This is a genomic window from Streptomyces sp. NPDC058620 (genome assembly GCF_042717135.1).
In the GTDB taxonomy this organism is placed as follows: Bacteria; Actinomycetota; Actinomycetes; order Streptomycetales; family Streptomycetaceae; genus Streptomyces.
Genome location: NZ_JBHXQO010000006.1, coordinates 48,170 through 71,965 on the forward strand (window position 1 = coordinate 48,170; position 23,796 = coordinate 71,965).

At 72.3% G+C, this 23,796-nt stretch carries 23 protein-coding genes; 20 read left to right on the forward strand and 3 right to left on the reverse strand.

The window, feature by feature from the left end:
* The first annotated feature begins 26 nt into the window (after window positions 1-26).
* From ACFWSK_RS09015 to ACFWSK_RS09065, 11 genes are all read left to right on the forward strand, one after another.
* Window positions 27-1,010, forward strand: a complete 984-nt coding sequence (locus ACFWSK_RS09015; protein ID WP_383783203.1) for a FecCD family ABC transporter permease — start codon at window positions 27-29, stop codon at window positions 1,008-1,010.
* Window positions 1,011-1,090: 80 nt separating this feature from the next.
* Entirely contained in the window at window positions 1,091-2,080 is a 990-nt protein-coding gene (locus ACFWSK_RS09020) for a FecCD family ABC transporter permease (protein WP_383783343.1), read from the forward strand.
* Between the two features lie 41 nt (window positions 2,081-2,121).
* Complete coding sequence (locus tag ACFWSK_RS09025) at window positions 2,122-3,024, forward strand: ABC transporter ATP-binding protein (RefSeq protein WP_383783204.1); 903 nt, start codon at window positions 2,122-2,124, stop codon at window positions 3,022-3,024.
* 58 nt (window positions 3,025-3,082) lie between these two features.
* Complete coding sequence (amiA, locus tag ACFWSK_RS09030; RefSeq protein WP_383783205.1) at window positions 3,083-3,214, forward strand: streptamidine family RiPP; 132 nt, start codon at window positions 3,083-3,085, stop codon at window positions 3,212-3,214.
* Between the two features lie 79 nt (window positions 3,215-3,293).
* On the forward strand, window positions 3,294-4,136 hold the full coding sequence (locus tag ACFWSK_RS09035; protein WP_383783206.1) for a hypothetical protein: 843 nt from the start codon (window positions 3,294-3,296) through the stop codon (window positions 4,134-4,136).
* The gene (locus ACFWSK_RS09040; protein WP_383783207.1) at window positions 4,133-5,656 is read left to right on the forward strand and encodes a CocE/NonD family hydrolase; all 1,524 of its coding nucleotides are present in this window, start codon (window positions 4,133-4,135) and stop codon (window positions 5,654-5,656) included. Before ACFWSK_RS09035 ends, ACFWSK_RS09040 begins: the two co-directional genes overlap by 4 nt.
* A complete protein-coding gene (locus ACFWSK_RS09045; RefSeq protein WP_383783344.1) occupies window positions 5,647-7,038 on the forward strand; it encodes a YcaO-like family protein in 1,392 nt (463 codons plus the stop codon). Before ACFWSK_RS09040 ends, ACFWSK_RS09045 begins: the two co-directional genes overlap by 10 nt.
* 9 nt (window positions 7,039-7,047) lie before the next feature.
* Entirely contained in the window at window positions 7,048-8,367 is a 1,320-nt protein-coding gene (locus ACFWSK_RS09050) for a nitroreductase (protein ID WP_383783208.1), read from the forward strand.
* Complete coding sequence (locus ACFWSK_RS09055) at window positions 8,364-10,103, forward strand: ABC transporter ATP-binding protein/permease (protein ID WP_383783209.1); 1,740 nt, start codon at window positions 8,364-8,366, stop codon at window positions 10,101-10,103. The genes ACFWSK_RS09050 and ACFWSK_RS09055 overlap by 4 nt, the downstream gene beginning before the upstream one ends.
* Complete coding sequence (locus ACFWSK_RS09060) at window positions 10,100-11,854, forward strand: ABC transporter ATP-binding protein (RefSeq protein ID WP_383783210.1); 1,755 nt, start codon at window positions 10,100-10,102, stop codon at window positions 11,852-11,854. Before ACFWSK_RS09055 ends, ACFWSK_RS09060 begins: the two co-directional genes overlap by 4 nt.
* A gap of 298 nt (window positions 11,855-12,152) precedes the next feature.
* Window positions 12,153-12,449, forward strand: coding sequence for a hypothetical protein (locus tag ACFWSK_RS09065; protein WP_383783211.1), 297 nt, complete (start codon window positions 12,153-12,155; stop codon window positions 12,447-12,449).
* A 47-nt stretch (window positions 12,450-12,496) separates the two neighbouring features.
* Here the strand turns inward: ACFWSK_RS09065 and ACFWSK_RS09070 are convergent, their stop codons facing one another.
* Window positions 12,497-13,429: an NADP-dependent oxidoreductase gene (locus ACFWSK_RS09070; protein ID WP_383783212.1), complete on the reverse strand. Its 933-nt coding sequence runs from the start codon at window positions 13,427-13,429 to the stop codon at window positions 12,497-12,499.
* A 123-nt stretch (window positions 13,430-13,552) separates the two neighbouring features.
* Between ACFWSK_RS09070 and ACFWSK_RS09075 the strand changes: the two genes are divergently transcribed.
* Window positions 13,553-14,533, forward strand: a complete 981-nt coding sequence (locus tag ACFWSK_RS09075) for a GlxA family transcriptional regulator (protein ID WP_383783213.1) — start codon at window positions 13,553-13,555, stop codon at window positions 14,531-14,533.
* A gap of 22 nt (window positions 14,534-14,555) precedes the next feature.
* On the opposite strand, the gene ACFWSK_RS09080 is transcribed toward ACFWSK_RS09075, so the two are convergent.
* Both ACFWSK_RS09080 and ACFWSK_RS09085 read right to left on the reverse strand, forming a co-directional pair.
* On the reverse strand, window positions 14,556-14,714 hold the full coding sequence (locus tag ACFWSK_RS09080; RefSeq protein WP_383783214.1) for a hypothetical protein: 159 nt from the start codon (window positions 14,712-14,714) through the stop codon (window positions 14,556-14,558).
* A gap of 84 nt (window positions 14,715-14,798) precedes the next feature.
* The gene (locus ACFWSK_RS09085) at window positions 14,799-16,046 is read right to left on the reverse strand and encodes an esterase/lipase family protein (protein WP_383783215.1); all 1,248 of its coding nucleotides are present in this window, start codon (window positions 16,044-16,046) and stop codon (window positions 14,799-14,801) included.
* A 352-nt stretch (window positions 16,047-16,398) separates the two neighbouring features.
* On the opposite strand from ACFWSK_RS09085, the gene ACFWSK_RS09090 reads away from it, so the two are divergent.
* The 8 genes from ACFWSK_RS09090 (at window position 16,399) to ACFWSK_RS09125 (ending at window position 23,718) form a co-directional block, all read left to right on the forward strand.
* On the forward strand, window positions 16,399-17,178 hold the full coding sequence (locus ACFWSK_RS09090; protein ID WP_383783216.1) for an amino acid ABC transporter ATP-binding protein: 780 nt from the start codon (window positions 16,399-16,401) through the stop codon (window positions 17,176-17,178).
* A gap of 58 nt (window positions 17,179-17,236) precedes the next feature.
* Window positions 17,237-18,088 (forward strand): glutamate ABC transporter substrate-binding protein, encoded by an 852-nt coding sequence (locus ACFWSK_RS09095; RefSeq protein ID WP_383783217.1) that lies wholly within the window; start codon window positions 17,237-17,239, stop codon window positions 18,086-18,088.
* 92 nt (window positions 18,089-18,180) lie between these two features.
* Window positions 18,181-18,846, forward strand: coding sequence for an amino acid ABC transporter permease (locus ACFWSK_RS09100; RefSeq protein WP_383783218.1), 666 nt, complete (start codon window positions 18,181-18,183; stop codon window positions 18,844-18,846).
* Entirely contained in the window at window positions 18,843-19,790 is a 948-nt protein-coding gene (locus tag ACFWSK_RS09105) for an amino acid ABC transporter permease (protein ID WP_383783219.1), read from the forward strand. Before ACFWSK_RS09100 ends, ACFWSK_RS09105 begins: the two co-directional genes overlap by 4 nt.
* A gap of 139 nt (window positions 19,791-19,929) precedes the next feature.
* Window positions 19,930-20,979, forward strand: a complete 1,050-nt coding sequence (locus ACFWSK_RS09110) for an iron-siderophore ABC transporter substrate-binding protein (protein ID WP_383783220.1) — start codon at window positions 19,930-19,932, stop codon at window positions 20,977-20,979.
* Window positions 20,980-21,014: 35 nt separating this feature from the next.
* Window positions 21,015-22,052 (forward strand): FecCD family ABC transporter permease, encoded by a 1,038-nt coding sequence (locus ACFWSK_RS09115; protein ID WP_383783221.1) that lies wholly within the window; start codon window positions 21,015-21,017, stop codon window positions 22,050-22,052.
* On the forward strand, window positions 22,049-23,113 hold the full coding sequence (locus tag ACFWSK_RS09120) for a FecCD family ABC transporter permease (RefSeq protein ID WP_383783222.1): 1,065 nt from the start codon (window positions 22,049-22,051) through the stop codon (window positions 23,111-23,113). Before ACFWSK_RS09115 ends, ACFWSK_RS09120 begins: the two co-directional genes overlap by 4 nt.
* A 65-nt stretch (window positions 23,114-23,178) precedes the next feature.
* Window positions 23,179-23,718, forward strand: a complete 540-nt coding sequence (locus tag ACFWSK_RS09125) for a hypothetical protein (RefSeq protein ID WP_383783223.1) — start codon at window positions 23,179-23,181, stop codon at window positions 23,716-23,718.
* The last annotated feature ends 78 nt before the right edge of the window (window positions 23,719-23,796 follow it).

Sequence of the window (23,796 nt, forward strand, 5' to 3'; positions counted from 1 at the left end):
AACTGGCGGGCGCCTTGGCCCTCCTGGTGGCCACAGCCGGTGTCGCACTCTGCCTGGGCACGCCGTTCGTGGCGCCGCACCGGCTGCCCGCGGCCCTGGGCGGTGACGGCCTGGAGGCGGTCGTCCTCACCGAACTCCGGCTTCCGCGGCTGGTGCTCGCGCTCGCCGCCGGAGCCTGTCTGGGCGCCGCCGGCCTGGTGCTCCAGGAAGCGTTGCGCAACCCCCTCGCGGTGCCGGAGATGATCGGCGTCTCCTCGGGCGCGGCGCTCGGCGTCGCCGCTCCGCTGGTGCTGGCGCTCTCGGTCCCCGCCGCTGTGCAGCCCCTGTTGGCGCTCGGCGGTGCGGTGTTCGGCGGCGTCCTCACCCTCGTGGCCGCGGGGTTCGGGCGCAGCCCCTCCGCCGTGCTCCTGACCGGAGCGGCGGTGTCGGCGGCTCTCCAGGCCGGACTCCTGGTGCTGATGGTGCTGGCCGACCAGTTGGACCTCCAGCTGATCTACCGCTACCTGCTGGGCAGTCTGTCCGCCCGCACCTGGGACGACGTGGTGGGACTCGGTCCCTGGCTGCTCGTCGCGGCGCCCGCACTGGTGCTGTGTGCTCCGGTCCTCGGCGTGCTGCGTCTCGGGGACGACGACGCCCGCGCCCTGGGTGTACGGGTCCGGTGGGCCCGCTTCGGCGCCCTCGCCCTCGCGATCGTACTGATCGCCCCCGTCGTGGCGGTCTGTGGACCTGTCGCCTGGGCGGGCTTCCTCGCCCCGCAGCTGGCGCGAAGGATGAGCCCGGGGGCGGACGCGCTGAACCTGCTTCCGTGGTCCGCCCTGTGCGGCGCGCTGGTCGTGCTGTGCGCCGACCAGCCGGCCCGGCTCGCCCTGGCACCGATCGAGACACCGGTCGGTGCGTGGACCGCGCTGCTCGGGGTTCCCGCGGGCGTGGCCCTGTTGAGAATCCGGCGGAACGAGCCCCCGCGACAGGCATCCGGAAGACGTGACGTCATGGCGGGAGGAGACCGGTGAGCGCACCGACTGCTGTACGGGCACGGCCGCCCGGGACCCCGCGCGCGCCGTTCGCATGGGGGGCGGGAGCGAAGCTCTGCCTGCTGGCGGCACTGGTGGCCGTCGCCTTCTGCGCCTGCCTGTTCGCCGGGCGGAGCCCCTCCGCCGGCCAGGTGTGGGAGGTGCTGACCGGCCAGGGCGACCCCACCGCCCGGCACATCGTCCTGCGGCTGAGGGTGCCGCGCGCGCTCGTCGCACTCGGCGCCGGGGCGAGCCTGGGACTGGCGGGCCTCCTGCTCCAGTCGGCGCTGCGCAATCCGCTGGCCGGACCGGAGGTCACGGGCGTCACCCCCGGCGCCGTGCTCGGAGCCGTCACGGCGACCGGACTGGGGCTGGCGGGCTGGGAATCCCCGACGGCGGTCGTCGTCGCCGCGTGCCTGGGCGGCTTCACCGGAGCGGGACTGCTGTGGCTCCTCGCCGGGCGCCGCAGGAGCGACCCCGAGGAGACGGCGGTCCACGGGGTGCTGGTGTCCGCCGTGCTCGCCGGGCTCACCTCGATGGTGCTGCTGGTCGCGCCGGGCGAGCTCGGCAGCGTCGTGCAGTGGCTGATCGGTTCGACCGAGGGCCGGGTGTGGGAGCACTGGACGCTCCTGTGGCCCTGGGCCCTGGTGTGGGGCGTCGCCTCCTGCGCGCTGGCCGCACCGCTGACGCTGCTGCGGTGCGGGGACGAGCAGGCGACGGCGGCGGGACTGGTGGCCGGAAGGGCGCGCGGAGCCGCACTCGTGGGCGCCGTCGCGCTGACCGCCGGTGCGGTCTCCGCCGTCGGGGCGCTCGGTTTCGTGGGGCTGCTCGTGCCGCATCTGGCGCTCGCGGTCTTCGGCGCCGACCTGCGGGCCACGCTGCCGGGGGCCGCGCTGATCGGAGCGGTGGTGGTGTGCGGCGCGGACGCGGGGGCGCAGGTGCTCTCCCGCGTCCTGGTGGAAGGGCTGGGCGCCGAGCGGATGACCGTGCCCGCCGGGGCTTTGACGACGTGTGTGGGCGCCGTGCTCCTGCTCGTCGTGGCCCGACGCCACGGGGCGGGACAGGTGTGAACGGTGCGGCAGATGACACCCCAGTGCATTCAGGAGGACGGATGATCATTCCACAGACCTCGGACGAGGGCGTACGGGAGAAGGGTGCGGCAGATCCTGGGGGCCCCGCCGGCGCAGCGACGCGGGACGCCGTCTCCGTGGACGGAGTGAGCTTCGGCTATCCGGGACGTACGGTCCTCGCGGACATCCGTCTGCGGGTCGCCCCGGGCGAATCCGTGGCCCTGGTCGGCCTCAACGGCTGCGGGAAGAGCACCTTGCTCCGGCTCGTCGCCGGGCTGCTGCGGCCCTCGTCCGGGCGCGTCCTGCTGGATGGCGAGGACGTGGCACGGCTCTCCCGCAGAGCCACGGCGCGACGCGTCGCGCTGCTCCATCAGTCCTCGCCCTCGGTACCGGGCATGACGGTGCGTCAACTGGTCAGGCAGGGGCGGTACGCGGCCCGGGGCCCCCTCGGCATGCTCCGGGAGGGCGCCGACGGCGTCTGTGCGCGGGCGCTGGCCGACGTCGGGGTCTCCGACTGGTCGGACAGGATGGTCGATTCCCTCTCGGGCGGTGAGCGTCAGCGGGTCCGGCTGGCCATGTCCCTGGCGCAGGACACGAACGTACTGCTCCTGGACGAGCCCACCACCTACCTCGATCTGCGCCATCAACTGGAGGTGCTGCAGACGGTGGTGAGGCTGCGGGAGGAGCGCTCCCTGACCGTGGTGATGGTGCTGCACGACCTGGGCCACGCGGCGCGTTTCGCGGACCGCATCGTCGCTCTGCGGGGCGGCCGGGTGGCTGCCGACGGACCGCCCGGACGCATCGTCACACCCGGCCTGCTCGCCGAAGTGCTGGGCGTGGCGGGTCGGGTGGGCACGGACCCGGTCGGCGGGTGGCCGGTGTGTTACCCAGATCACCCTCTGCCCCCCGAAGAGCTATTGCGGAATGATAATCGTATTCATTAGTGTCTGTGCTGCGGCGCCGACCAGGTGCCGCGGTCCCACAAGCGAATGGAGACTTCTCATGGAGCAGAACAAGGTGTTCAGCCCGATCGCCGAGCAGGGTCAGCTGGCCCACCTGTCGGCGACCCACTCCAACGCCCTCGTCGAGAACCCCTTCGACGACGCCGAGTTCGCCGACGGCGACGACAAGTAGAGCCAAGTGAGCGGGCCCGCCCAGTCGTTGGGCGGGCCCGCTCCGTCTGCGCAGCCGACCCCCAGCTAGGAGCCCACTCGTGACCGTCAGCAGACTCGCACCAGGCGTCGAACTCGTCGCCGTGCCCGGACAGGGCCTCGCGGTGCGCACGCAGGACGGGGAGTTCCTGCGCGTCGACACCGGGCAGGTGGCGGCGGAGGAACTGGTGGCGAGGTTCGAAGGCGGCCGGGCAGGGAGCCCGGAGCTGGATGAGCTCGTGACGGCGTTCGAGGACGCCGGATACGCGGGGGAGCGCATCGCGCGACCGCTGACGGGCCGGGCCGTACACGTCCTCGGCGACGAGCCGCTGGCGGGCGCCCTGGCACGCCGGGCCGCCGCGGAAGGCGCCGAGGTCACGCGCCCCGGCGCCGACGAGCTCACCGCGCCTGCCGAAGCGGGCGCCGGCCTCGCCCACGGGATGCCGGCCGCGGTCGTCTGGTGCCTCGACAGGCCCGTCCCCGAGGGCCTGTGGGACGCGGCCGACCGGCTCCCCGCACAGGGGATCGGCTGGCTGCGCTGCCATCGCGAGGGCTTCCAGGCGTGGATCGAACCCCTCGCCGCCGAAGCCGGTGACGTCACCTCGGCGCACGTGCGCCTGAGACGGCTCGCCGCCTCCCCGGCGCACCGCGAACTCGCCGCGTACTGGGCCGGTCACCGGACGGCAGGGACCCCGGGGTGCGGCACCGAGGCGTCGGCGGCACTGATCGTGGAACTGCTCACCGCAGACCTGATCGCCTGGGCCACCGGACAGCACACGACGGGCCGCCTGCCCGTACGCCGCCGTCTGCGCCGGGTGGACCTGCGCGACCTGACGGTCAGTGAGCACCCTGTTCTGCCGGTGCCCGCCGTGGCCCCGGTCCACGGGCGGGGCGCGCCCCGATGACCGCGTCCGGCGCGGCCACCACTCTGCTGGTCGGTACGGCCGACGGGGCACGGCTCACCGCGGACCTCTGCCTCCCGGCGGGCGACGGGCCGTTCCCGGCGGTCCTGATCCGCACACCGTACGACCGTCGCCGGCACCGCGCCGAGCTGCGCGCCTGGGCCGCCTCGGGCTTCGCGGCCCTGGCACAGGACGTACGGGGGCGGTACGCGTCGGAGGGGCAGTGGCACCCCTACCGCAGCGAGGAGGCGGACGGCGCCGCGACCGTGCGCCGCTTGCGCGAGCAGCCCTGGAGCAACGGCCAGGTCGTGGCCCAGGGGAGTTCGTACGGCGCGCACTGCGCGCTGGCGGCCGCGCTCGGAGCGTCGGCGGACGGCCGCCCGGACGCCGTCGTCGCGGCCGTGCCCGCGCTCGGGCACGCCGAGACTGCGCGCGAACCGGGTGGTCCCGAACGGCTGTTGGCCCGCGCCGGCTGGTGGGCCGCGCACGGGGACCGCCGTACGTCCGACGAGAACGCCCTGCGGGACGCCCTCGCGCAGGACCCGCGCCTGTTCGAACACCTCCCCGTCGCCGGACTTCCGTCCAGGCTGGGGCGGGCTCTGCCCTCCTGGCCGCACCTGTGGGCGGCGGAACGCGACGGTGGCCTGCTCGCCCGCGCGGCGGACGCCCGCCTCCCGCTGCTGGCCGTGGGCGGCACGCGTGACCCGTTCCGTGAGGACACGGTGGAGCTGTGGCGGCAGTGGGGCGGCCCCGCCCGGCTGCTGATGGGCCCCTGGGGGCATGCGCTGACCGCGTCCCCCGGCCCGGAGGCCCGGCCGCAGCACCGGCTCGACCTCGGCCGTCTGTACGTCCGTTGGGCGGAGGCGGCACTGGCCGGAGGTCTCACCGCCGGGCGGCGCGGTGTCACCGCGCTGGGAGGCAGCGGCTGGTGGGCCTCCGTGACGGACGGACCGGAAGCCACCGCGTACCCCTTCGCCACCGCCCTGCGTCTGCTGGGCGGGCCCGGTTTCGTTGCCGACCCCGAACATCCCCTGCGTTCCGACCACTTGAACGTACCGGTGGCCGGTCGCGCGGACCGCTGCCTGCTGATCACGCCGCCGCTCCCCAGGCCGCTGGACCTGCTGGGCAGCGCCGGTGCCCGGTTGACCGCCGCAGCGGACACACCAGGAGCCGACTGGGTCGTACGCCTCGTCGCCCTGGACCCCCGGGGCGTCGCCGACCACCTGGCGACCGGTGTCGTACGGCGCACCGACCCCGCGCACGAGACGGTGCGGTTCTCGGTCCCGCTCGGCCACCTGTCCCGGCGCCTGCCCGCCGGAACCCGTCTGCGCGTCGAAGTCGGCGGGCACCACTTTCCCGCCCACGCCCGCAATCCGCACACCGGGGAGGACCCGGTCACCGCGACCCGGCTGCGGTCCTCGCGCCGGTCCGTGCGGCTTCAGGACAGCGCACTCGCCCTGCCCGTCGTCGCAGCCCGGCACCGTGCCGCGCGCGTCCATCCCGCCCAGGAGATCTGCCGTTGACCAGCACCAGCGTTCCGGCCGCCCCCCTCACCCCGGACGATCTCGTGGACCCCGTCTGCGGACTGATCCGCGCGGTGGAGCCCGTCGAGCACCCGGCGGGAGCGCCACCCCGCTACACCGCCATGACCGCCGAGGTGGCCGATGCCCGGAGATTCGGGGCCTGGCCCGCGGACCGGGTCGCGCTCGGGACGACCTTCGGTGATCCCGTGGGAGCCCGGATCGCAGCCGTCGCCGAAGCGGTCGAACGCTACTGCGGCAACCGGCTGCCGCCGCCCGGGCACTTCGGGGCGCCGCGGCGCGCGACGGCCCGGCAGCTCACCGACGAGGGGAAGCGGCTGTACGGTCCGGAGGACCTTCCCCGATACGCGCCCTGGCAGTACGCACGCCGGAACTTCCCCTACCGCCCGTTGCTCGCGGACACCCCCGCCCTGTGGACCGTCGGCGACGAAGGCGGCGGGGAATGCTGGGCGCCCGTCGCCCTGACCCACCTCAACTGGCGCCAGGGGGAACTGCGTTCACTGCCGCGGACGCACCACCTCAACTACGCGGGCATAGCCACCGGCCAGGGTTTCGACGACGCCGTCGAGCGCGGCCTGCTGGAGATCGTCGAGCGCGACGCCCTGGAACTGTGGTGGCACCTCGACGGGCCGGCCCGGGGCATCGACCCGGCCAGTGTCCCCGGACTGACCGCCGACCTGGAGGGCTGCGACCTCGACGTGTGGATCGTCGAGATGCCCTCGGAGTTCGCCCCCTGCATGGCTGCGCTCGTGCACGACCCGCGCCGGGGCATCCACGCCGCGGGCTTCGCCTGCCGCTACGACCCGGCCGAGGCGGCCCGCAAGGCCGTACTCGAAGCCGTACACACCTGGGTGTTCACCCAGGGAGCGGTCGAACGCGACGGCTGGGTCTTCAAGGCGATCGACGCGGGCATGTTCGCCCCCGGCCTCTATCTGGAACACCGGGCCGACCGGCGATACCTCGACGACTGCGGCACCGACTTCGCCGCCGTGCGCGACCTCGGCGCACACGTCCAGGTGTGGCTCGACGACCGGGTGACCCCGCTGGCCACGCGGTTCACCGAACCGGCGCACGGCCTCGTGGACATCGCGGACGTCGCACCGGGCAGCCGCGGCGCTCTCGACGGCCGGCTCGCGGCAGGCGGGCACCGGGTGGTCACCTTCGACCTGACCACCGAGGACGTCAGGGCGACGCCGCTCAGAGTGGCGCGCGTGCTCGTCTCCGGCCTCGTCCCCAACGCCCCTGCGGCGTTCGCCTACTTCGGCAGCCCACGATTCGCCGAAGCGGCCCTGTCGAGGGGCTGGCGGTCGACGGAGCCGTCCGGACCGCAGGACTTCACCCTCATACCGCCGCCACACATGTAGGGGAACGACGTGCCCGCACCACCCACCCCGGACGACACGGCCCGCGCGGCTCTCGCGCTCGCCCGGTCCGGCGCGCCGCCCGGCCCGGACACCCCGGCCGGACCCTTCCCGCGCTGGACCGGGCGGGCGACGCCGCTCACCGCACGGACCGCACCGGACCTCGACCGTGTCCTGCGACACGCACTCGCCGTCACCCCGACCGGGGAGGGCGGCGGGCGGCTGAGGCCCGCACCCTCGGCCGGCGGGCTGTACCCCGTCGACGCGCACCTCCTGGTGGGTGCTTCGGGCGGCGCGCTCCCGCCCGGACGCTACGCCTATGACGCGGTACGCCACCGGGTGCACCGGCGAGGACCCGCCCCGGCCGGCCCACCGGACGGAACCCTCGTCGTCCTCACGGTGAACGCCCGGCGCACCGTCTCGCACTACGGGCACCGTGCGCTGCCCCTGCTGCTCCTGGACGCCGGTCATGCCGTGGCCGCACTGGTGTCGGCCGGAGCGGCCGGCATGAGCCTGGACGCGGACGGCGCCCTCCTGTCGGCAGCGGCCGGCCTGCCCGGCCCCGCCCGGTGGCAGGACGCCTGGCCCGGAACCACACCCCAACACCCCCTGGCCGCAGTCGCCATCGGCCCGGACGGCGGGGACCCCGGGGCCGCCCTCGCGCGCTGGGCGGCATGTCCACCCGGGGAAGCCCCGCAGCCGGAACCCGGAGCCGAGGCGGCATCCCCCGCGCTGGAACGGACCTGGCGGGCCCTGGACGCCGCCGCGTCGGCCACCGGGCCGGGGGAGTGGACGACGCCGACGGCACGTACACCCGACAGCACCCTGCTGTCCCGGCGCAGCGCCCCGCCGCCGCTCAGCGGCGCACCGTCGCCCGAGGACCTCGCCCAGGTCCTCGCCCGCGCGGCCGGGGTACTTCCCGCGGGGCCCCGGTGGTGCGTCGCCACCGGCGGGGCGCACCCCGGGCTGCTGCACCTCGCACCCGACGGCTCCGGGCGGGCACACCGTCCGGTGCTTCACCGGCTCGCGTCCGGGGACGCCCGGCCGACGCTCGCTGCCTGGGCCGCCGGTCAGGGCTGGATCGCGGAAGCGGGGGCCGTGCTCCTCGCGTACGGCTGCCCCGAGGACGCGGACGCGCCAGGCATACGCCGCGATCACCTGACCGCCGGACACTCCGTCGGCCTCGCTCAACTGACCGCGGCCGAGCTGAACCTGACGTCACGTCCGGTCGGCTCGTGGCAGCGGGCCGACCTCGGTGCGGCGCTCGGCGGCCCGGCCGGCCGCGACTGGATCGTCCATGGACTCGCCCTGGGAAGAGGGGATCAGCCGTGATGCTTCACCCGGAGCTGACACGCGCCGCCCGCAATGCGCGCGGCGCGCTGCTCGGCGCCATCACCCTGCTCGGGGCGGTGGCCCTGACGCATCTCGCACAGGCGGCGCTTCTCGCCGTCGCGCTCTCCGCCATCGCCCGCGGAGACGCCCGTCACCTCCCGGCGCTGCTGGCCGGGGTGCTCGTCGCCGTCGTGGCCCGTGCGGGCCTGAGCTGGTGGCAACGGCGTACCGCCGTGCACGCCGGGTCCCGGGTACGCGTCGGTCTGCGCGACGCGCTGCTGGAACACCTGGGCCGGCTGGGCCCCTCCCACGTCCAGGGCACACGCGTCGGCGCCGTGCGCGCCACACTCGTCGACGGCGTCGAAGGAGTGGACGCGTACGTCTCCCGCTATCTGCCCCAGCTCCTCATCACCTGCGCCGTCCCGCCGCTGCTCCTGATCGCCGTCGCCGCCCTCGCCCCCTACGCGCTCCTGGCCCTCGTACCCGCCCTGCTCCTGGCGCTGCTCGCACCCCGCTGGTGGGACCGGCTGCTCGAACGCCGGGGGCGCGAGCACTGGGAGTCGTACGAGACCCTGGCCGCCGACTATCTCGAAGCCCTCCAGGGCATGCCCGCCCTGCGCGCGGCCGGCGCGGTCGGGCGGACCCGGGCGCGGCTGGAACACCGCTCGGACGCCCTCCACCGGGCCACCGTCGCCAAACTGCGCGTCTCGCTCGTCGACACCGGCCTCACCGATCTGGCGATCCAGGGAGGGACGGTCGCCGCCGCCCTGGTGGCCTGCGCCTCCGCGGCTTCCGGGAACACGACGGCGACCGGCACCTATCTGCTGCTGATGCTCGCCTCGGAGTGTTTCCGCCCGGTGCGCGACCTCTCCAGGGAATGGCACGCCGGTTACCTCGGGGTCTCCGCGGCCGACGGGATCGCCGCCCTGCGCACCGCCCGGGGCGGCGTACCCGACGAGGGCCACCGGCGGGCCGACTGGTCCACCGGGCCGGAGATCACGTTCGACGACGTGACGTTCCGGTACGAGGGGGCCACGCGGCCCGCACTGGACGGTGTGACGTTCACGGCGGCGGCAGGACGTACGACCGCTGTGGTCGGGCCCTCCGGGGCGGGGAAGTCCACTCTTCTGTCCCTGCTGACCCGCCACCACGACCCCGGACACGGCCAGGTGCGCGTCGACGGCGTCCCGGCGGCGCGTTACGCCCTCGATTCCCTGCGCCGGGGCATCGCCGTCGTGTCGCAGGAGACGTACTTCTTCCACGCCACCGTCGCGGACAACCTCCGCCTGGCCCGCCCGGGCGCCACCGAGGACGAACTGCGCGGCGCCACACGCGCCGCGGGCATCCATGACGAGATCGCCGCCATGCCGGACGGCTACCTGACCGTGCTGGGCGAGCGGGGCGCCACCCTCTCCGGTGGCCAGCGCCAACGCCTGGCCCTCGCCCGCGCGCTGCTCGCCGACGCGCGCGTCCTCGTCCTCGACGAGGCGACCAGCGCGGTGGACGAACGCGGCGAGGCCCGGATCGGCAAGGCCCTGGCCGAGGCCGCGCGCGGACGTACCTGCGTCGTCATCGCCCACCGCCTGGACGCCGTACGCCACGCGGACCGCATCGTCGTCCTCGACGGCGGACGCGTGCGGGCCATCGGCGACCACACCACCCTCATGGCCGAGAACGGGCTCTACGCGGCACTGGTCGAGGCCGGACGGACGAAGGAAGCGGGGCGAGCGGCATGACGACCCTCCGTACCGAGGAGCGCGGCGCCCTCCGGGGACTGCTGCCCGCGCTCGGCGCGCACCGGCTCATGGCGGCGCGCACCTGCGCCGCCGCACTCACCGGCCAGGCGGCACTCGTCGCCCTCGGGACGCTGGCCGCCCACACGGCCGGCGCGGCCGTCATCGAGGGGCACCCTCCGTCAGGCGCCACCGTGACGGCGCTGATCGCACTCGTCCTCGTCAAGGCGCTCGCCACCTGGCGCGAGATGGACCTGAGCCACGACCTCGCCTACCGGGTCCTGGCCGTGCTGCGGGTACGGATCTTCGACGGGCTCGCGCGCAGCGCACCGGCCCGGATCGGCGGCCGCCGCAGTGGCGACCTGGCGGCGACGGCGATGGGGGACGTCGAGGCGCTGGAGTTCTTCTACGCCCACGCCATCGCCCAACTCATGGCGTCGGCAACGGTGTTCGGTGCGGGCGCCGCCACGCTGGCGGTCGTCGAGCCTCGGATGCTGATCGCCGTGCTTCCGGTCGCGGCCCTCCTCGTCAGCGCCCCCTTGCTGGAAGGGCGCGGGCGGACGCGGCGGGGGGCCCGGACCCGTGACGCGGCCGCCGAACTGTCGGCGGAGGCCGTGCAGAGCGTGGACGGGCTGCGTGAACTGCTCGGCTTCGGCGCCCTGCGCGACAGGCGTGCGCGACTGGCCGATGCGGGCCGCGGGCTGGCCGACGCGCAGCGGGCCGAGCAGTCCTGGGAGGCGGCGGCCGCCGCCGTCCGCGACGCGCTGGTGGTCGCGGCCGTGACTGGAGTCGTGGCGATCGCGGCGCAGTCGGTCGCCGCCGGACGGCTCGACGGAGCCTGGGCCCCGGCGGCCATGGCTCTGGCACTCGGCACGCTCGCGCCGGCCGCCGACGCGGCGGCCTCGCTGGGCCGGTCCGGCGGGCTGAGGCCGGCCGCCGCCCGGGTGGGGGCGGCCATCAAGGCCCCGGCGGGCGCCGTGGAACCCGTCGTACCGAGGACGGTCCCTGGTGGTCCGCTGGGTGTGCGGCTGCGTGACGTGCGGTTCGACTACGGCGGGCGGAGCGTCCTGGACGGCGTCGACCTGACCGTACGGGCCGGGGAGACCGTGGCCCTCGTGGGCGTCTCCGGGGCCGGCAAGTCCACCTGCGCCCATCTGCTCGCCCGCTTCTGGGACCCCTCCGCGGGCACGGTCGAACTGCTGCCGGCCGACGGCTCCGCACCGGTCGACCTGCGGGACCTCGCGGAGGCGGAGCTGCGCGGAGCGGTCTCCGTGGTCGGCCAGGAAACGCCACTCTTCCACGGCACCCTCGCGGACAACCTCCGCCTGGGCGCGCCCGACGCGAGCGACAGCGAGGTGGCCGAGGCGGTCCGCCGCTGCGGCATCGACCGGTTCGTGGAGAGCGTGGACCTGCACGTCGCGGAACGCGGCACGACCCTCTCCGGGGGCCAGCGCGCCCGTATCTCCCTGGCCCGCGCCCTGCTCTCCGACCCCAGGGTCCTGGTCCTCGACGAGACCACCGCCCACCTCGACACGGCAGGCGACGCCGAACTCGCCGCGGCACTGGCGGCCGCGTCCTCCACCCGTACGACGATCTGGATCGCCCACCGCCCGGCGACGATCCGGCGTGCCGACCGCATCGCCGTCCTGGACGCGGGGCGCATCGTCCAGGAAGGCACCTGGGAGCAGCTCTCCTCCCAGGGAGGCGCTTTCGCGGAAGCCGTGGTCCCGGAGCGGGCCGGGACCACCCTGTAGGCCCGGAGCGGGCCGGAGCAACACCGCAGGCCCGGTGCGGGGGAGCGCGCCGGGCCTGCGGGGGGCTGTCGTTCTCTTCAGTTACGGGACGCGAGTGCCGGGACAGCCATGAAGTCTCCTCCGTACCTCGGTGAACGAACGGCTCCGGACGCACATGGAAATGGATTCCATACCGAGTGACCTGTGTCGTGACGCCCCTGCGGATCGGCGTGGCGGGGAGGAAAATGGGTCAGCGACGTACATGCGCAGCATGCGGCCGCCCCCGGAACCACCAGCGGCCACGGAATCGGAGAGAGCCATGACCACGGCACACGCTCCTCATACCGACCACACGCATCAGCACGGCGAGGGCTGCGGGCACGTCGCCTTCCCGCACGGCGACCATGTGGACTACGCGCACGACGGCCATGTGCACCGCGTGCACGAAGGCCACGCGGACGAATGCCGGACCGGTGCGCACGCCGCTCACGAGGGCCATGTGCACGAGCACGGCGAGGGCTGCGGCCATGTCGCCGTTCCGCACGACGGCCACACCGACTACGTGCACGACGGCCACCGGCACGCCGGGCACGCCGGGCACTGGGACGACCACTGATCCAGCGCCCGCCGCAGCGCGGGGTCACTCCACAAGGCTCGCGCGGGTCACTCCACGACGCTGAGCACGAGCTTGCCGGTCGTGCGCCCCGACTCGCCGAGTTCATGGGCCTTGGCCGCGTCCGCCAGGGGCAGTACCGCCGCGATGTGGGGGCGGAGCGTGCCCGCGTCGGCGAGTTCCGCTATCGCCTTCAGTCCGGCGTGGTCCGGCTCCACGATGGTGAAGCCCGCGCGCAGGCCCGACTCGGCCGCCACGTCGGCGAGCGGGGCCTCCGCCGGGGAGGCGAGGGAGACGACCATGCCGCCGGGCCGCAGGGTGCGCAGGGAGCGGGGGCCGTACTCCCCGCCGATCGTGTCGATCACCACGTCGATGTCCCGGGCCGCCAGGGCGAAGTCGGTCGTCGTGTAGTCGATGACCTCGTCCGCGCCCAGGGACCGCACGAAGTCGTGCTTGGCGCCGCTGGCCGTGCCGATGACGTGGGCGCCCAGGGACCTGGCGATCTGGACGGCGAGGTGGCCCACCCCGCCCGCCGCCGCGTGGATGAGGACCCGATGGCCGGGACGTACCGCGGCGGTGTCCACGAGTGACTGCAGACCGGTGAGCGCGGCCACCGGGAGCGCCGCGGCCTCCACGTGGGAGAGGGTGCGGGGCTTGCGGGCCAGGTGCCGGGCGGGCGAGGTGACGTACTCCGCGTAGGTCCCCGCGGGCTGCGGGAGGCGCGGCATCCCGTAGACCTCGTCGCCGGGCCGGTACATGGTCACTCCGAGGCCGACCGCCTCGACCGTGCCCGAGACGTCCCAGCCCAGCCGGACGGGCGCACCGAGCAGTCCGCCCGTGGCGCGGTGCCACCAGTCGGTCGGATTGACGCCGGCCGCGTGGACGCGGACGAGGACTTCCGAGGGGCCGGGCTCCGGGCGGTCCACCTCGATGAGCTTCAGTACCTCGGGTCCGCCGAGTGAGTCCTGACCGATGGCGCGCATGTGCTGCTCCCTTGTGCGGGGTGAACGGTTGTGCGGGGTGAGTGGTGACTGCGGGTCCAACACTGCGGCAGTCGCCCGGCCGCTTCGAGTGACCGGATGGCCATGATGTGGAAGGATCTGGCCATGCATCGTGTCGTCGTACTGGCCCTTGAGGGCGTCTATCCGTTCGAGCTGAGCATCCCGGTACGGATCTTCGGGACCGCTGTCGGCGCGGACGGGCAACCGTTGTACGAGGTGGTCACCTGCGGTCTGGACGGCGGGCCGGTCCGGTCGAGCGCCGACTTCACCGTCGGTGTCGAGCGCGGGGCCGAGGCGATCGCGACGGCGGACACCCTGGTGATCCCGCCGTTCGCCTGCGGGCCCGAAGGCGAGCGTGACTGGCTGCCCGCGCCGCTGGCCCGGGCGCTCGGCCAACTGCGCCCGGGTGCACGGATCGTGTCGATCTGCACCGCCTCGTACGTCCTGGCCTCCGCCGGGCTGCTCGACGGCCGCCCCGCGACCACCCACTGGAACGAGGCGGAGCGGTTCCAGCGGATGTTCCCCCAGGTCCGGGTCGACCCGGACGTGCTGTTCGTCGACGACGGCGACGTGCTCACCGCGGCCGGGGTCGCTGCCGGGGTGGACCTGTGCATGCACCTGGTGCGCCGGGACCACGGCAGCGAGGTCGCCAACCGGGTGGCGCGGCTGTGCGTCGTGCCGCCGTGGCGGGACGGCGGGCAGGCCCAGTTCATCGAACGGCCTGTTCCCGAACTCTCGGCGGCCACCACGTCGGCGACCCGTGCGTGGGCGCTGGGCGAGCTCCACCGTCCTCTCCAGCTGGCCGAGCTGGCGGGTCACGCGCGCATGAGCGTACGGACGTTCTCGCGCCGCTTCCGCGACGAGGTGGGAGTGACGCCGGGGCAGTGGCTGGCCCAGCAGAGGGTCGAGCGGGCGCGACGGCTGCTGGAGACGACCGATCTGCCGGTCGACCGGGTCGCCGAGGAGGCCGGCTTCGGGACCGCCGCCTCCCTCCGGCAGCACCTGGCGGCAGGCATCGGCGTGCCGCCCTCGGTCTACCGGCAGACGTTCCGCGTCGGACGCGCCGCCCGGGCCGACGCCCTCTAGGGGTGTGTTGTGAAAGTGCTGGTCACAACCACTCGCTGATGGCGGCGACCAGCACTGTCGCTTCGCAGCGGACGGCGAGTTTGTCGTATCTCGTGGCGACCGCGCGGTGGCGCTTGAGGCGGTTGATGCCGCATTCGACCGCGTGCCGCTGCTTGTAGTCGTCTTTGTCGAACCGGCTCAAGCCGGGCCCAGTGGCCGTTCGTCAGATCTCCGCGTTCCACGAGGGATGATCACTCACGACCAAGATCCTCGCTCGCAAGAGGCCCTATCCCAGGTTCTCGATCTGCTCGACGATCCAGCCGCCGAGTTCCGCGGTCATCAGGGTGTGCGGCTGGTTCTGTGAGGCGAGCCTGAAGTCGTCGAGTTCGCTCGTCTCCGGTGCGAGGCCGTCGATGTCGACGTACAGGTCGGCGTCGGTGGTCACGCCGCGGACGGCGACGGCGCTGACGGACGGCACGAACGAGTGGTGGCGGATGGGGGCGTTGGTCTTGAGCCCGAAAATCGGGGGCAGCGCGTTGAGCTTGTCGGCCAGGATGCCGAAGCCTTCCAGAGTGCCGCCGGGGGCACCGTCGATCTCGGGCAGGTCGTCCGTCCGCACCTCCTTGGCCGGCGGCGGGGTCACCAGCCGCAGGTTCGCAACGAGCTGGTTGTCGCCGCCGCGCTGGGCGTAGAGGTTGGTGCCCAGAATGGTCAGGCCCCTTCCCTTGACCGCGTGGTCGCCGGGCTTGATGCCGTTGCCCTGACCGGTTGCGACGCCGTTGGCGACGCCGATCTTCATAGGGATCGCGGGCCAGTCGCCCATCCGTTCCAGCTCGGCGAGGAACTGTTCGCGGAGTTCGTCCACGCGGGGCTTGCCGTCCCACTCCGCAAGGTGCCAGGCCAGCAGCTGCCGGGCGGCCGGGCTGTTGATCTGGTTGGAGAATCCGTCATTGAGCTTCCGCGAGTAGTGCGCGAACGCCTGGAGGCCAAGAGGGATCCAGGCGCCGCGGTGCGGGGTGTCGTACGACCAGTACAGGCCGGTCTGGTGGTCAACCCGCTCGTGCTCCATCTTGGTGAGGGCATAGCGGGTGACGAGGCCGCCCATGCTGAAGCCGCCGACGGCGAGCCGGTGGTCACCCTCGCGCATGGCGACGGCCTGGAGGATCGCTGCGATCGCGGCTTCGGCGTTCTGCTGGATCGGAGCGCTGCGCTCGTCATAGCCGAGGAGGATGAGGTCGTGGCCGCGGTGGCGCAGCTCGCTGAAGAAGGCGTACTCCCCCCACTCCAGGCCCTGCCACAGCATGTCGATGTTGCTCGGCCCCACGTTGAACCCGTCGGAGAGGATCACGGGCCTGGTCAGCCGGTCCCTGCCTTCGGCGTAATAGACCCAGGCGGTGCCGCCCGGCAGCTCCCAGACGTCGCTCGGAGCCGGTGGGGTCTGGGTGGGCGGCCCCTTGGGGCCGGGGGCCAGGACGATCGGCGGAGCGGCGGCGAAGGCTTCGCGGATCTGCTGCTCGGTGGCCTGCTCACTCATGGACGGGTCCCCTCCATAGGGCAATCACGAAGTGTTGCTGTGTGAACACGGAGAGTATGCCTCAATCCGGCGCGGGTGATTGTGGAGGGTGGGAGCGGGGAGAGCGGCGGAGCCCGCGATGACCACGAAACCGTCGGCACTGTCGCCCATCCGGGTGACCACTGGAACACAGCCTCGTATCGGACGGCGGAGCGCGCCGGGTCCCTCAGACCAGCACTCTCACAACACGCTCCAGGCCCCTCTTCGGATCATGCCGGTTCGCGGGGTCCGGCACGGCCCGGCCCGTGGCACCCGCCTCGCCGGCCGGCCTCCCGGAGTGCGACGTGCTCGCGGACGGCGGACGATGAAGCAGATGGGCCGTTCAGCGGATACGAGACGCGAAGGGCCGGGCAGCACAGATGCCCTGGTCGTACTGAACGACGTCAACAAGCACTTCGGCGAGCTGCACGTGCTCCAGGACATCGACCTCACCATCGGCCGGGGTGAAGTGGTCGTCGTCATCGGCCCCTCGGGAGGCGGGAAGTCCACGCTGTGCCGGGCGATCAACCGACTGGAGACCATCGACTCAGGCGAGATCTTCATCGACGGCAAGGCGCTGCCCGCCGAGGGCCGCGAGCTGGCCGCGCTGCGGGCCGATGTGGGCATGGTCTTTCAGTCGTTCAACCTTTTCGCCCATAAAACCGTGCTCCAGAACGTCACTCTGGGCCAGCTCAAGGTCCGTAAGAAGAACAAGCGGGAAGCCGAGGAACGGGCGCACTCCCTCCTGGAACGCGTAGGTGTTTCCTCGCAGGCGGACAAGTACCCCGCCCAGCTCTCGGGTGGCCAGCAGCAGCGCGTGGCCATCGCACGGGCGCTGGCGATGGACCCGAAGGTCATGCTCTTCGACGAGCCCACATCGGCGCTCGACCCGGAGATGATCAACGAGGTGCTGGAGGTCATGCAGCAGCTCGCCCGGGACGGCATGACCATGGCCGTCGTCACCCACGAGATGGGCTTCGCGCGGTCGGCCGCCAACCGCGTGGTCTTCATGTCCGACGGGCGGATCGTGGAGGAGGCGACGCCCGCGCAGTTCTTCAGTGACCCGCGCAGCGACCGGGCCAGAGACTTCCTGTCGAAGATCCTCAAGCACTGAGCGGGCCGGGAACCGGCCGCTCGTCGAGGCTCCACCGAGATCCCCAGGGATGATCACCATGAACGTTCGCAGGACAACCGCAGCGGCCGCCGCCGCACTCGCGCTCTCCCTGACGACCGTGGTCGGCGGCTCCGGAGCGGCCCAGGCCGTCGGCGCGGGCAGTGGTTCCGGGAGCGGCGCCGAAACGATCACCATCGGCATCAAGTTCGACCAGCCCGGCATCGGCCTGAAGACCCCGGACGGCACGTACACGGGCTTCGACGTCGACGTGGCGACCTATGTGGCCAAGGAGCTCGGCTTCGCGCCAGGCGACATCAAGTGGAAGGAAGCCAAGAGCGCCGACCGCGAGACGCTGCTCCAGCGCGGCGACGTCGACTTCATCGCGGCGTCCTACTCGATCAACGACGAGCGCGAGAAGAAGGTCGACTTCGCAGGTCCCTATCTGCTCGCGCACCAGGACATCCTGGTCCGGGCCGACGACGACTCCATCAAGGAGCCCGAGGACCTGAACAACAAGAAGCTCTGCTCGGTCACCGGCTCCACCTCCGCGCAGAACGTCAAGGACGAGCTCGCACCCCAGGCGCAACTCCAGGAGTACGGCGGCTACTCGGAGTGCCTGACCGGCCTCGAGAACGAGATCATCGACGCGGTGACCACCGATGACTCGATCCTCGCCGGGTACGCCGCGCAGGACGAGTTCAAGGGCAAGTTCAAGCTGGGCGGCTTCAAGCTGAGCAACGAGAACTACGGCATCGGTGTCCAGCAGGGCAGCGAACTCAAGGCCGAGATCAACACGGCCCTGGAGAAGATGGTCTCCGACGGCTCCTGGGACGCGTACGTCGAGAAGAACTTCGGCCCGGCCAACTACGAGAACGAGCCCGCGCCGAAGATCGGCAACGTCGTCGAGTAGGGCGGTCCCCGGTCCGGCAGTTGGGCCGGTGAGGTGCGCCGCGGCTCGGGCGGCGCACCGGGCCCTCCCCACACGCGAAAGCGCGGGACATCGTGTTCGACTTCCTTGAAGGCTATGACCTGCTCGGGGCCTTCTGGGTGACGGTTCAGCTCACCCTCTACTCCGCCGTCGGCTCCCTCGTCTGGGGAACGGTCCTGGCCGCGATGCGGGTCAGCCCCGTGCCCCTGATGCGCGGCTTCGGCACCGCCTACGTCAACGTCGTGCGGAACATCCCGCTCACGGTGATCATCATCTTCACCTCGCTGGGACTCTTCCAGACGCTCGGTGTCAGCCTGGGCGCGGAGGACTTCACGGCCATCAACTTCCGGCTCGCCGTGCTCGGTCTGACCGCGTACACCGCCGCGTTCGTCTGCGAGGCGCTGCGGTCCGGCATCAACACCGTGCCCGTGGGCCAGATCGAGGCGGCGCGTGCCATCGGGCTGAGCTTCACCCAGACCCTGCGGCTGGTCATCCTCCCGCAGGCGTTCCGTTCCGTGGTCGGCCCCCTGGCGAACGTCCTGATCGCGCTCACCAAGAACACCACGGTGTCCGCCGCGATCGGGGTCGCCGAAGCCGCGGCGCTGATGCGGGAGATGATCGAGAACGAGGCCCAGCTCATCCTCATCTCCGCCGTGTTCGCGGCCGGGTTCGTCTGTCTCACACTGCCGACCGGGCTCTTCCTCGGCTGGGTGAGCAAGAAGGTCTCGGTGCGGCGATGACCTCCCCCCTGTACGACGTTCCGGGGCCACGCGCCAAGCGGCGCAACGTCCTGTACACGCTGCTGTTCCTGGTGGCTCTCGCCGTACTCCTCTGGTGGGTGTACCGGAGCCTCGACGACAAGAACCAGCTGGAATGGGCCAAGTGGCAGCCGCTCCTCACCGACTCCCGCGCCTGGAGCACGTACATCCTGCCCGGCCTGCAGAACACCGTGGTCGCGGCCTCCCTCGCCATGGTCATCGCCCTGCCCCTCGGGGCGCTCCTCGGCATCTCCCGGCTCTCCGAACACCGGTGGGTGCGCGGCACGGCAGGCACGATCGTGGAGTTCTTCCGCGCCATTCCCGTACTGATCCTGATGCTCTTCGCCAACGCCGCGTTCTCCGAGTTCACCGACATCAGCCCCGAAACCCGCCCGCTGTACGCGGTGGTCACCGGGCTCGTGCTCTACAACGCCTCGGTGCTCGCCGAGGTGGTGCGCGCCGGAATCCTGTCCCTGCCCCGTGGTCAGACCGACGCCGCCAAGGCGATCGGGATGCGCAAGGGGCAGACCATGCTGCACGTGCTGCTGCCGCAGTCCGTCACAGCGATGCTGCCCGCGCTCGTCAGCCAACTGGTGGTCATCGTCAAGGACACGGCGCTCGGCGGCGCGATGCTCGGCTTCTCCGAGCTGCTGGCGTCGGTGCGTCCGATGAGCGCCAACTACGGTGCCAACACCATCGCGAGCTTCACGCTCGTCGCGGTGATCTTCGTCGTCATCAACTTCGCCCTCACCACCTTCGCGAGCCGGCTGGAGGGCAGGCTGCGGCGCGGCAAGAAGTCGACCGGAGCGGTGGTAGGGGCCGAGGCCGTCGAGGAACTGGCCACACCGGGCGAGCACATCGTGCCGGGCGGCAAGGGCGGGGGCGCCGGAGGGACCGGAGGCGGTTCCAGAGGCGGTAAGAAGTAGGGTCCGCGGCTCGAGGCCGGTGCGAGCGTCCCCCGATGCCCTTGGTGGCTATTCGATAACGGGACCCCGCCGGCACGGCGAAACATGATTAGCTTAGGCTTGCCTAACTATCACCGTTCGCCAATCATGAGGAACACCAATGCTCGGGTCCACCCGCGTGCGTCGTCACACCATCGCAGCCTCGGCCACCGCCGCCGCTCTCGCGCTTGTCCTGGGCGGCTGCTCGTCCGACAGCGACGGCGAGAAGAAGACGACGGAGTCCTCGGCGAAGGGCACGGGCGCCTTCCCCGTCTCGATCAAGAGTGCCCTCGGCACCGCGAAGATCGACGCGAAGCCCGAACGGATCGTCACCCTCGGCCAGGGTTCCGCCGAGACGGCGATCGCGCTCGGCACCACCCCCGTGGGCATCGAGAGCTACGAGTGGGGCAGCGACAAGAGCGGCTACCTCCCGTGGATCAACGAGGCCGTGAAGAAGTCGGGCGAGGAGCTGCCCAAGCAGTTCACCGGCGGCGAGGACATCGACTTCGAGGCCATCACCGAGCTCGAGCCGGACGTCATCCTCGCCCCGTGGTCGGGTGTCACGCAGGAGCAGTACGACATCCTCAAGGACATCGCGCCGACCGTGGCCTACCCGGACCAGGCGTGGAGCACGGACTGGGACCAGCAGATCGACATCATCGGCAAGGCCCTCGGCCAGGCCGACGACGCCAAGGGCCTCAAGACGAAGATCGAGAAGCAGCTCGCGGACGCCGCGGCCACCCGGCCGAACTACAAGGACCTCAAGTTCTCGTACATCTACAACACCGGCCCCGGCACCCTCGGCGTCTTCAAGCCCGAGGAGCAGCGCGTCAAGATGGTCTCGTCCCTCGGGCTGACCGTCGACCCGGTGGTGAACACGTTCAAGGAGACCGAGGGCACCGACTCGGCGCTCATCGGCCTGGAGAACGCCGAGAAGCTGAAGGACAGCGACCTCGTCTTCACGTTCTACACGGACGAGAAGAGCCGCAAGGAGATCGAGGCGCAGCCGCTGTACGCCGCGATCCCGGCGATCAAGAAGGGTGCGGTCGTCGCCAGTAACGACAACCCCTTCGTCACCGCGTCCTCGATCATCAACCCGCTCACCGTCCCCTGGGTGATCGACCGTTACCTCCCGCTGATCGACAAGGCCGTCGCCGCCGCGGAGAAGTAGGAACCGAAGACAGGCAGGACTCTGCGGGCATCCGTATGACCACCACCGCACAGGCACCGCCGAGCGGCGCAGGTACCTCGCGTACCGGCGCCGCTCGGCGTGCGTTGACCCTGATCGTCGGAGTTGCCGTCCTGGCGCTCGCCATGTGCGCGAGTGTCATGTTCGGCAGCAGGTCGACCTCGTTCGGCGACGTCATCGACGTCCTCTCCGGCACCGCCGACCCCAACATCACCACCATCATCGAGAGCCGCTATCCGCGCACCGCTCTCGGCGTCCTGGCCGGGCTCTGCCTGGCCGTCGCGGGCACCCTGATGCAGGGCGTCAGCCGCAACCCGCTCGCCGACCCCGGACTGCTCGGCATCAACGCGGGCGCCTCGGCGAGCATCGTCACCGCGACGGCCTTCCTCGGGGCCACCGGCAGTACCGCCACGATGTGGTGGGCCCTGCCCGGAGCGCTGATCGCCGGAGTGCTCGTCCACATCATCGGCTCCTCCGGAGCGAGTACGGGGCTGGTGCGACTGGTACTCGCCGGCGCCGTCCTCTCCGCCGTGCTGATGGCCTACATCCAGGCCGTCACCCTGGGCAGGCCCAAGGTGTTCGACAGTTACCGCTACTGGGTCGTCGGCGCGCTCGGCGGGCGGGACTTCGACGTCTTCACGGCGGTCCTGCCGTTCGCGGCGGTCGGATTCGTCATCGCGCTCGTGCTGGGCCCCAGCCTCAACACACTGGCCCTGGGCGATGCCACAGCGGCCTCTCTCGGCGCGCATCCGGCACGCGTGCGGGCCGGCGGGCTCTTCGCGGCCACGCTGCTGAGTGCCGCGGCGACGGCGGCCGTCGGCCCCATCGCCTTCGTCGGCCTGGCCGTTCCACACGTCGTACGCGCCCTGGTCGGGGTGGACTTCCGCCTCCAGATCGTGTTCTCGGCCATCGCGGGACCCGCGTTGCTGCTGGCCGCCGATGTGGTGGGCCGCCTCGTCCTGCGCCCGCAGGAACTGATGGTCGGCGTCGTGACCGCGTTCATCGGAGCGCCCGCGCTGCTCCTTGCCGTACGCAGAATGAGGGTAAGCACATGACGGCGGACCAGGCGGGCTTCCGTACCGCCTCACCACGGGGCTTCCTCACCCTCGGCCGCACCGTCGCGGTGCCCGTCCGGCGGGTGTCCGTGGCCACCGCGCTCGTCCTCCTGCTCCTGACGGCAGGGGCTGCGGTCGCCACGCTGTCGCTCGGCCGGCTCGGCATCCCGCTCGCCGACCTGGCCGGGGCGCTCACGGGCGGAGCGGAGGGCAAGGACGCGTTCGTACTGGAACGACTGCGCGGACCCCGGCTCGTCGTCGCCCTCGGTACGGGAGCGGCACTGGGCCTGTCGGGGGCGCTGTTCCAGTCCGTCACCCGTAACCCGCTCGGCAGCCCCGATGTGATCGGGCTCGGGTCCGGGGCGGGCGCGGGCGCCGCCATCGCCGCGCTCATGCTGCCGGACACCGTGCCGGTGTCCCTGGGGGCCCTCCTCGGAGCGGTGCTCGCCATGGTGCTGGTCTACGTGTCCACCGGCACCGGCTTCCGCAACCCCGCCCGGCTCGTCGTCGCGGGAATCGGCGTCGCCGCGATCTGTACGGCGGTCACGCAGTACGTCGTCTACGCGATGGAGCGGGACCGGGCGGCGGTCCTCTCGGCCTACGTCAACGGCAGCCTCTCCGCGAGGGCCTGGGACGACGCGAGCACGATCTGGCTGGTGCTGCTCGTCGCCGCCCCGCTGTGCGCGCTGATCGCCCGGCGGCTCGACATCGGTGAGATGGGCGACGACATCGCCGCGGGTCTCGGCTCCGAGCCGCAGCGGACCAAGACCCTCGCCGTGGTCCTCGCGATCGTCCTCTGCGCCGGTGCCGTCAGCGTGGCGGGCCCCATCGCCTTCATCTCGCTGACCGCCGCTCAGGTCGCCAAGCGCCTCACCAGGGTCTCCGGGCCGCATCTCCTGCTGTCCGCGCTGACCGGCGCGCTGCTGCTCGTCCTGGCCGATCTCGCGGCCCAGCAGCTGCCCCTCTTCGACAACCTTCCCGTGGGCATCTACACGATGGCCATCGGTGGCGCGTACCTCGGCTACCTGCTGACCCGTGAGTGGAGGAGGGGAGTTCTATAGCTTCCGCATCGCCGTCCGGTGGTCCCCACTGGCCTCGTACAGGTTCGTCGTCCATACTGCCCGCCGTGGAGCAGCGCATAGATTCGAAGACCCAACCCGAGTTCGCCGCAGGCACCGACCCGGCGTTCATCCCCGGCCTCACGGCCCCTGTCACGGCGCGGACGGAGGAAGACGTGGAGCCGGCCGACTCCCTCGCCGAGGACGCCGCCGTCGCCGAACCGGCGGACAAGGCTGTGGAAGCGGCAGCGGAACCGGAGGCCGGACCCGGGGCGGAGGCCGACGACGCTGCCGCGCTGGACGCGGCGGAGCGCCCGGCCGAGGACGACGGTCCCGTTTTCGAGGTCAGCGACCGTCGCGGTTCCATCAGGGCCGACCGTGCGGGAATCCGCTTCCGTCTGGACGACCAGGAGGCCGACTTCACCTGGGACGAGATCGGCGCGGTCGAGGTCAGGACCGCGCGCTTCGGGCGCCGGTTCACCGTCACCGTGCATGTGTCGAGCCGACGTTGGTTCAACGCCGAGGTGGAGGCCGCCACGCGGAGCGCACTCAAGGAGTGGCCGGCGCGGCTCGACGCGGCGCTGGACGCCTACTTCGAGGAGTCCTGAACCAGGGCCGGCCGTGTGCGGGGTGGGAAGGCGGCCTGTCTGCCTTCCCACCCCGCGTTTCTTGACGTCCGGACCACC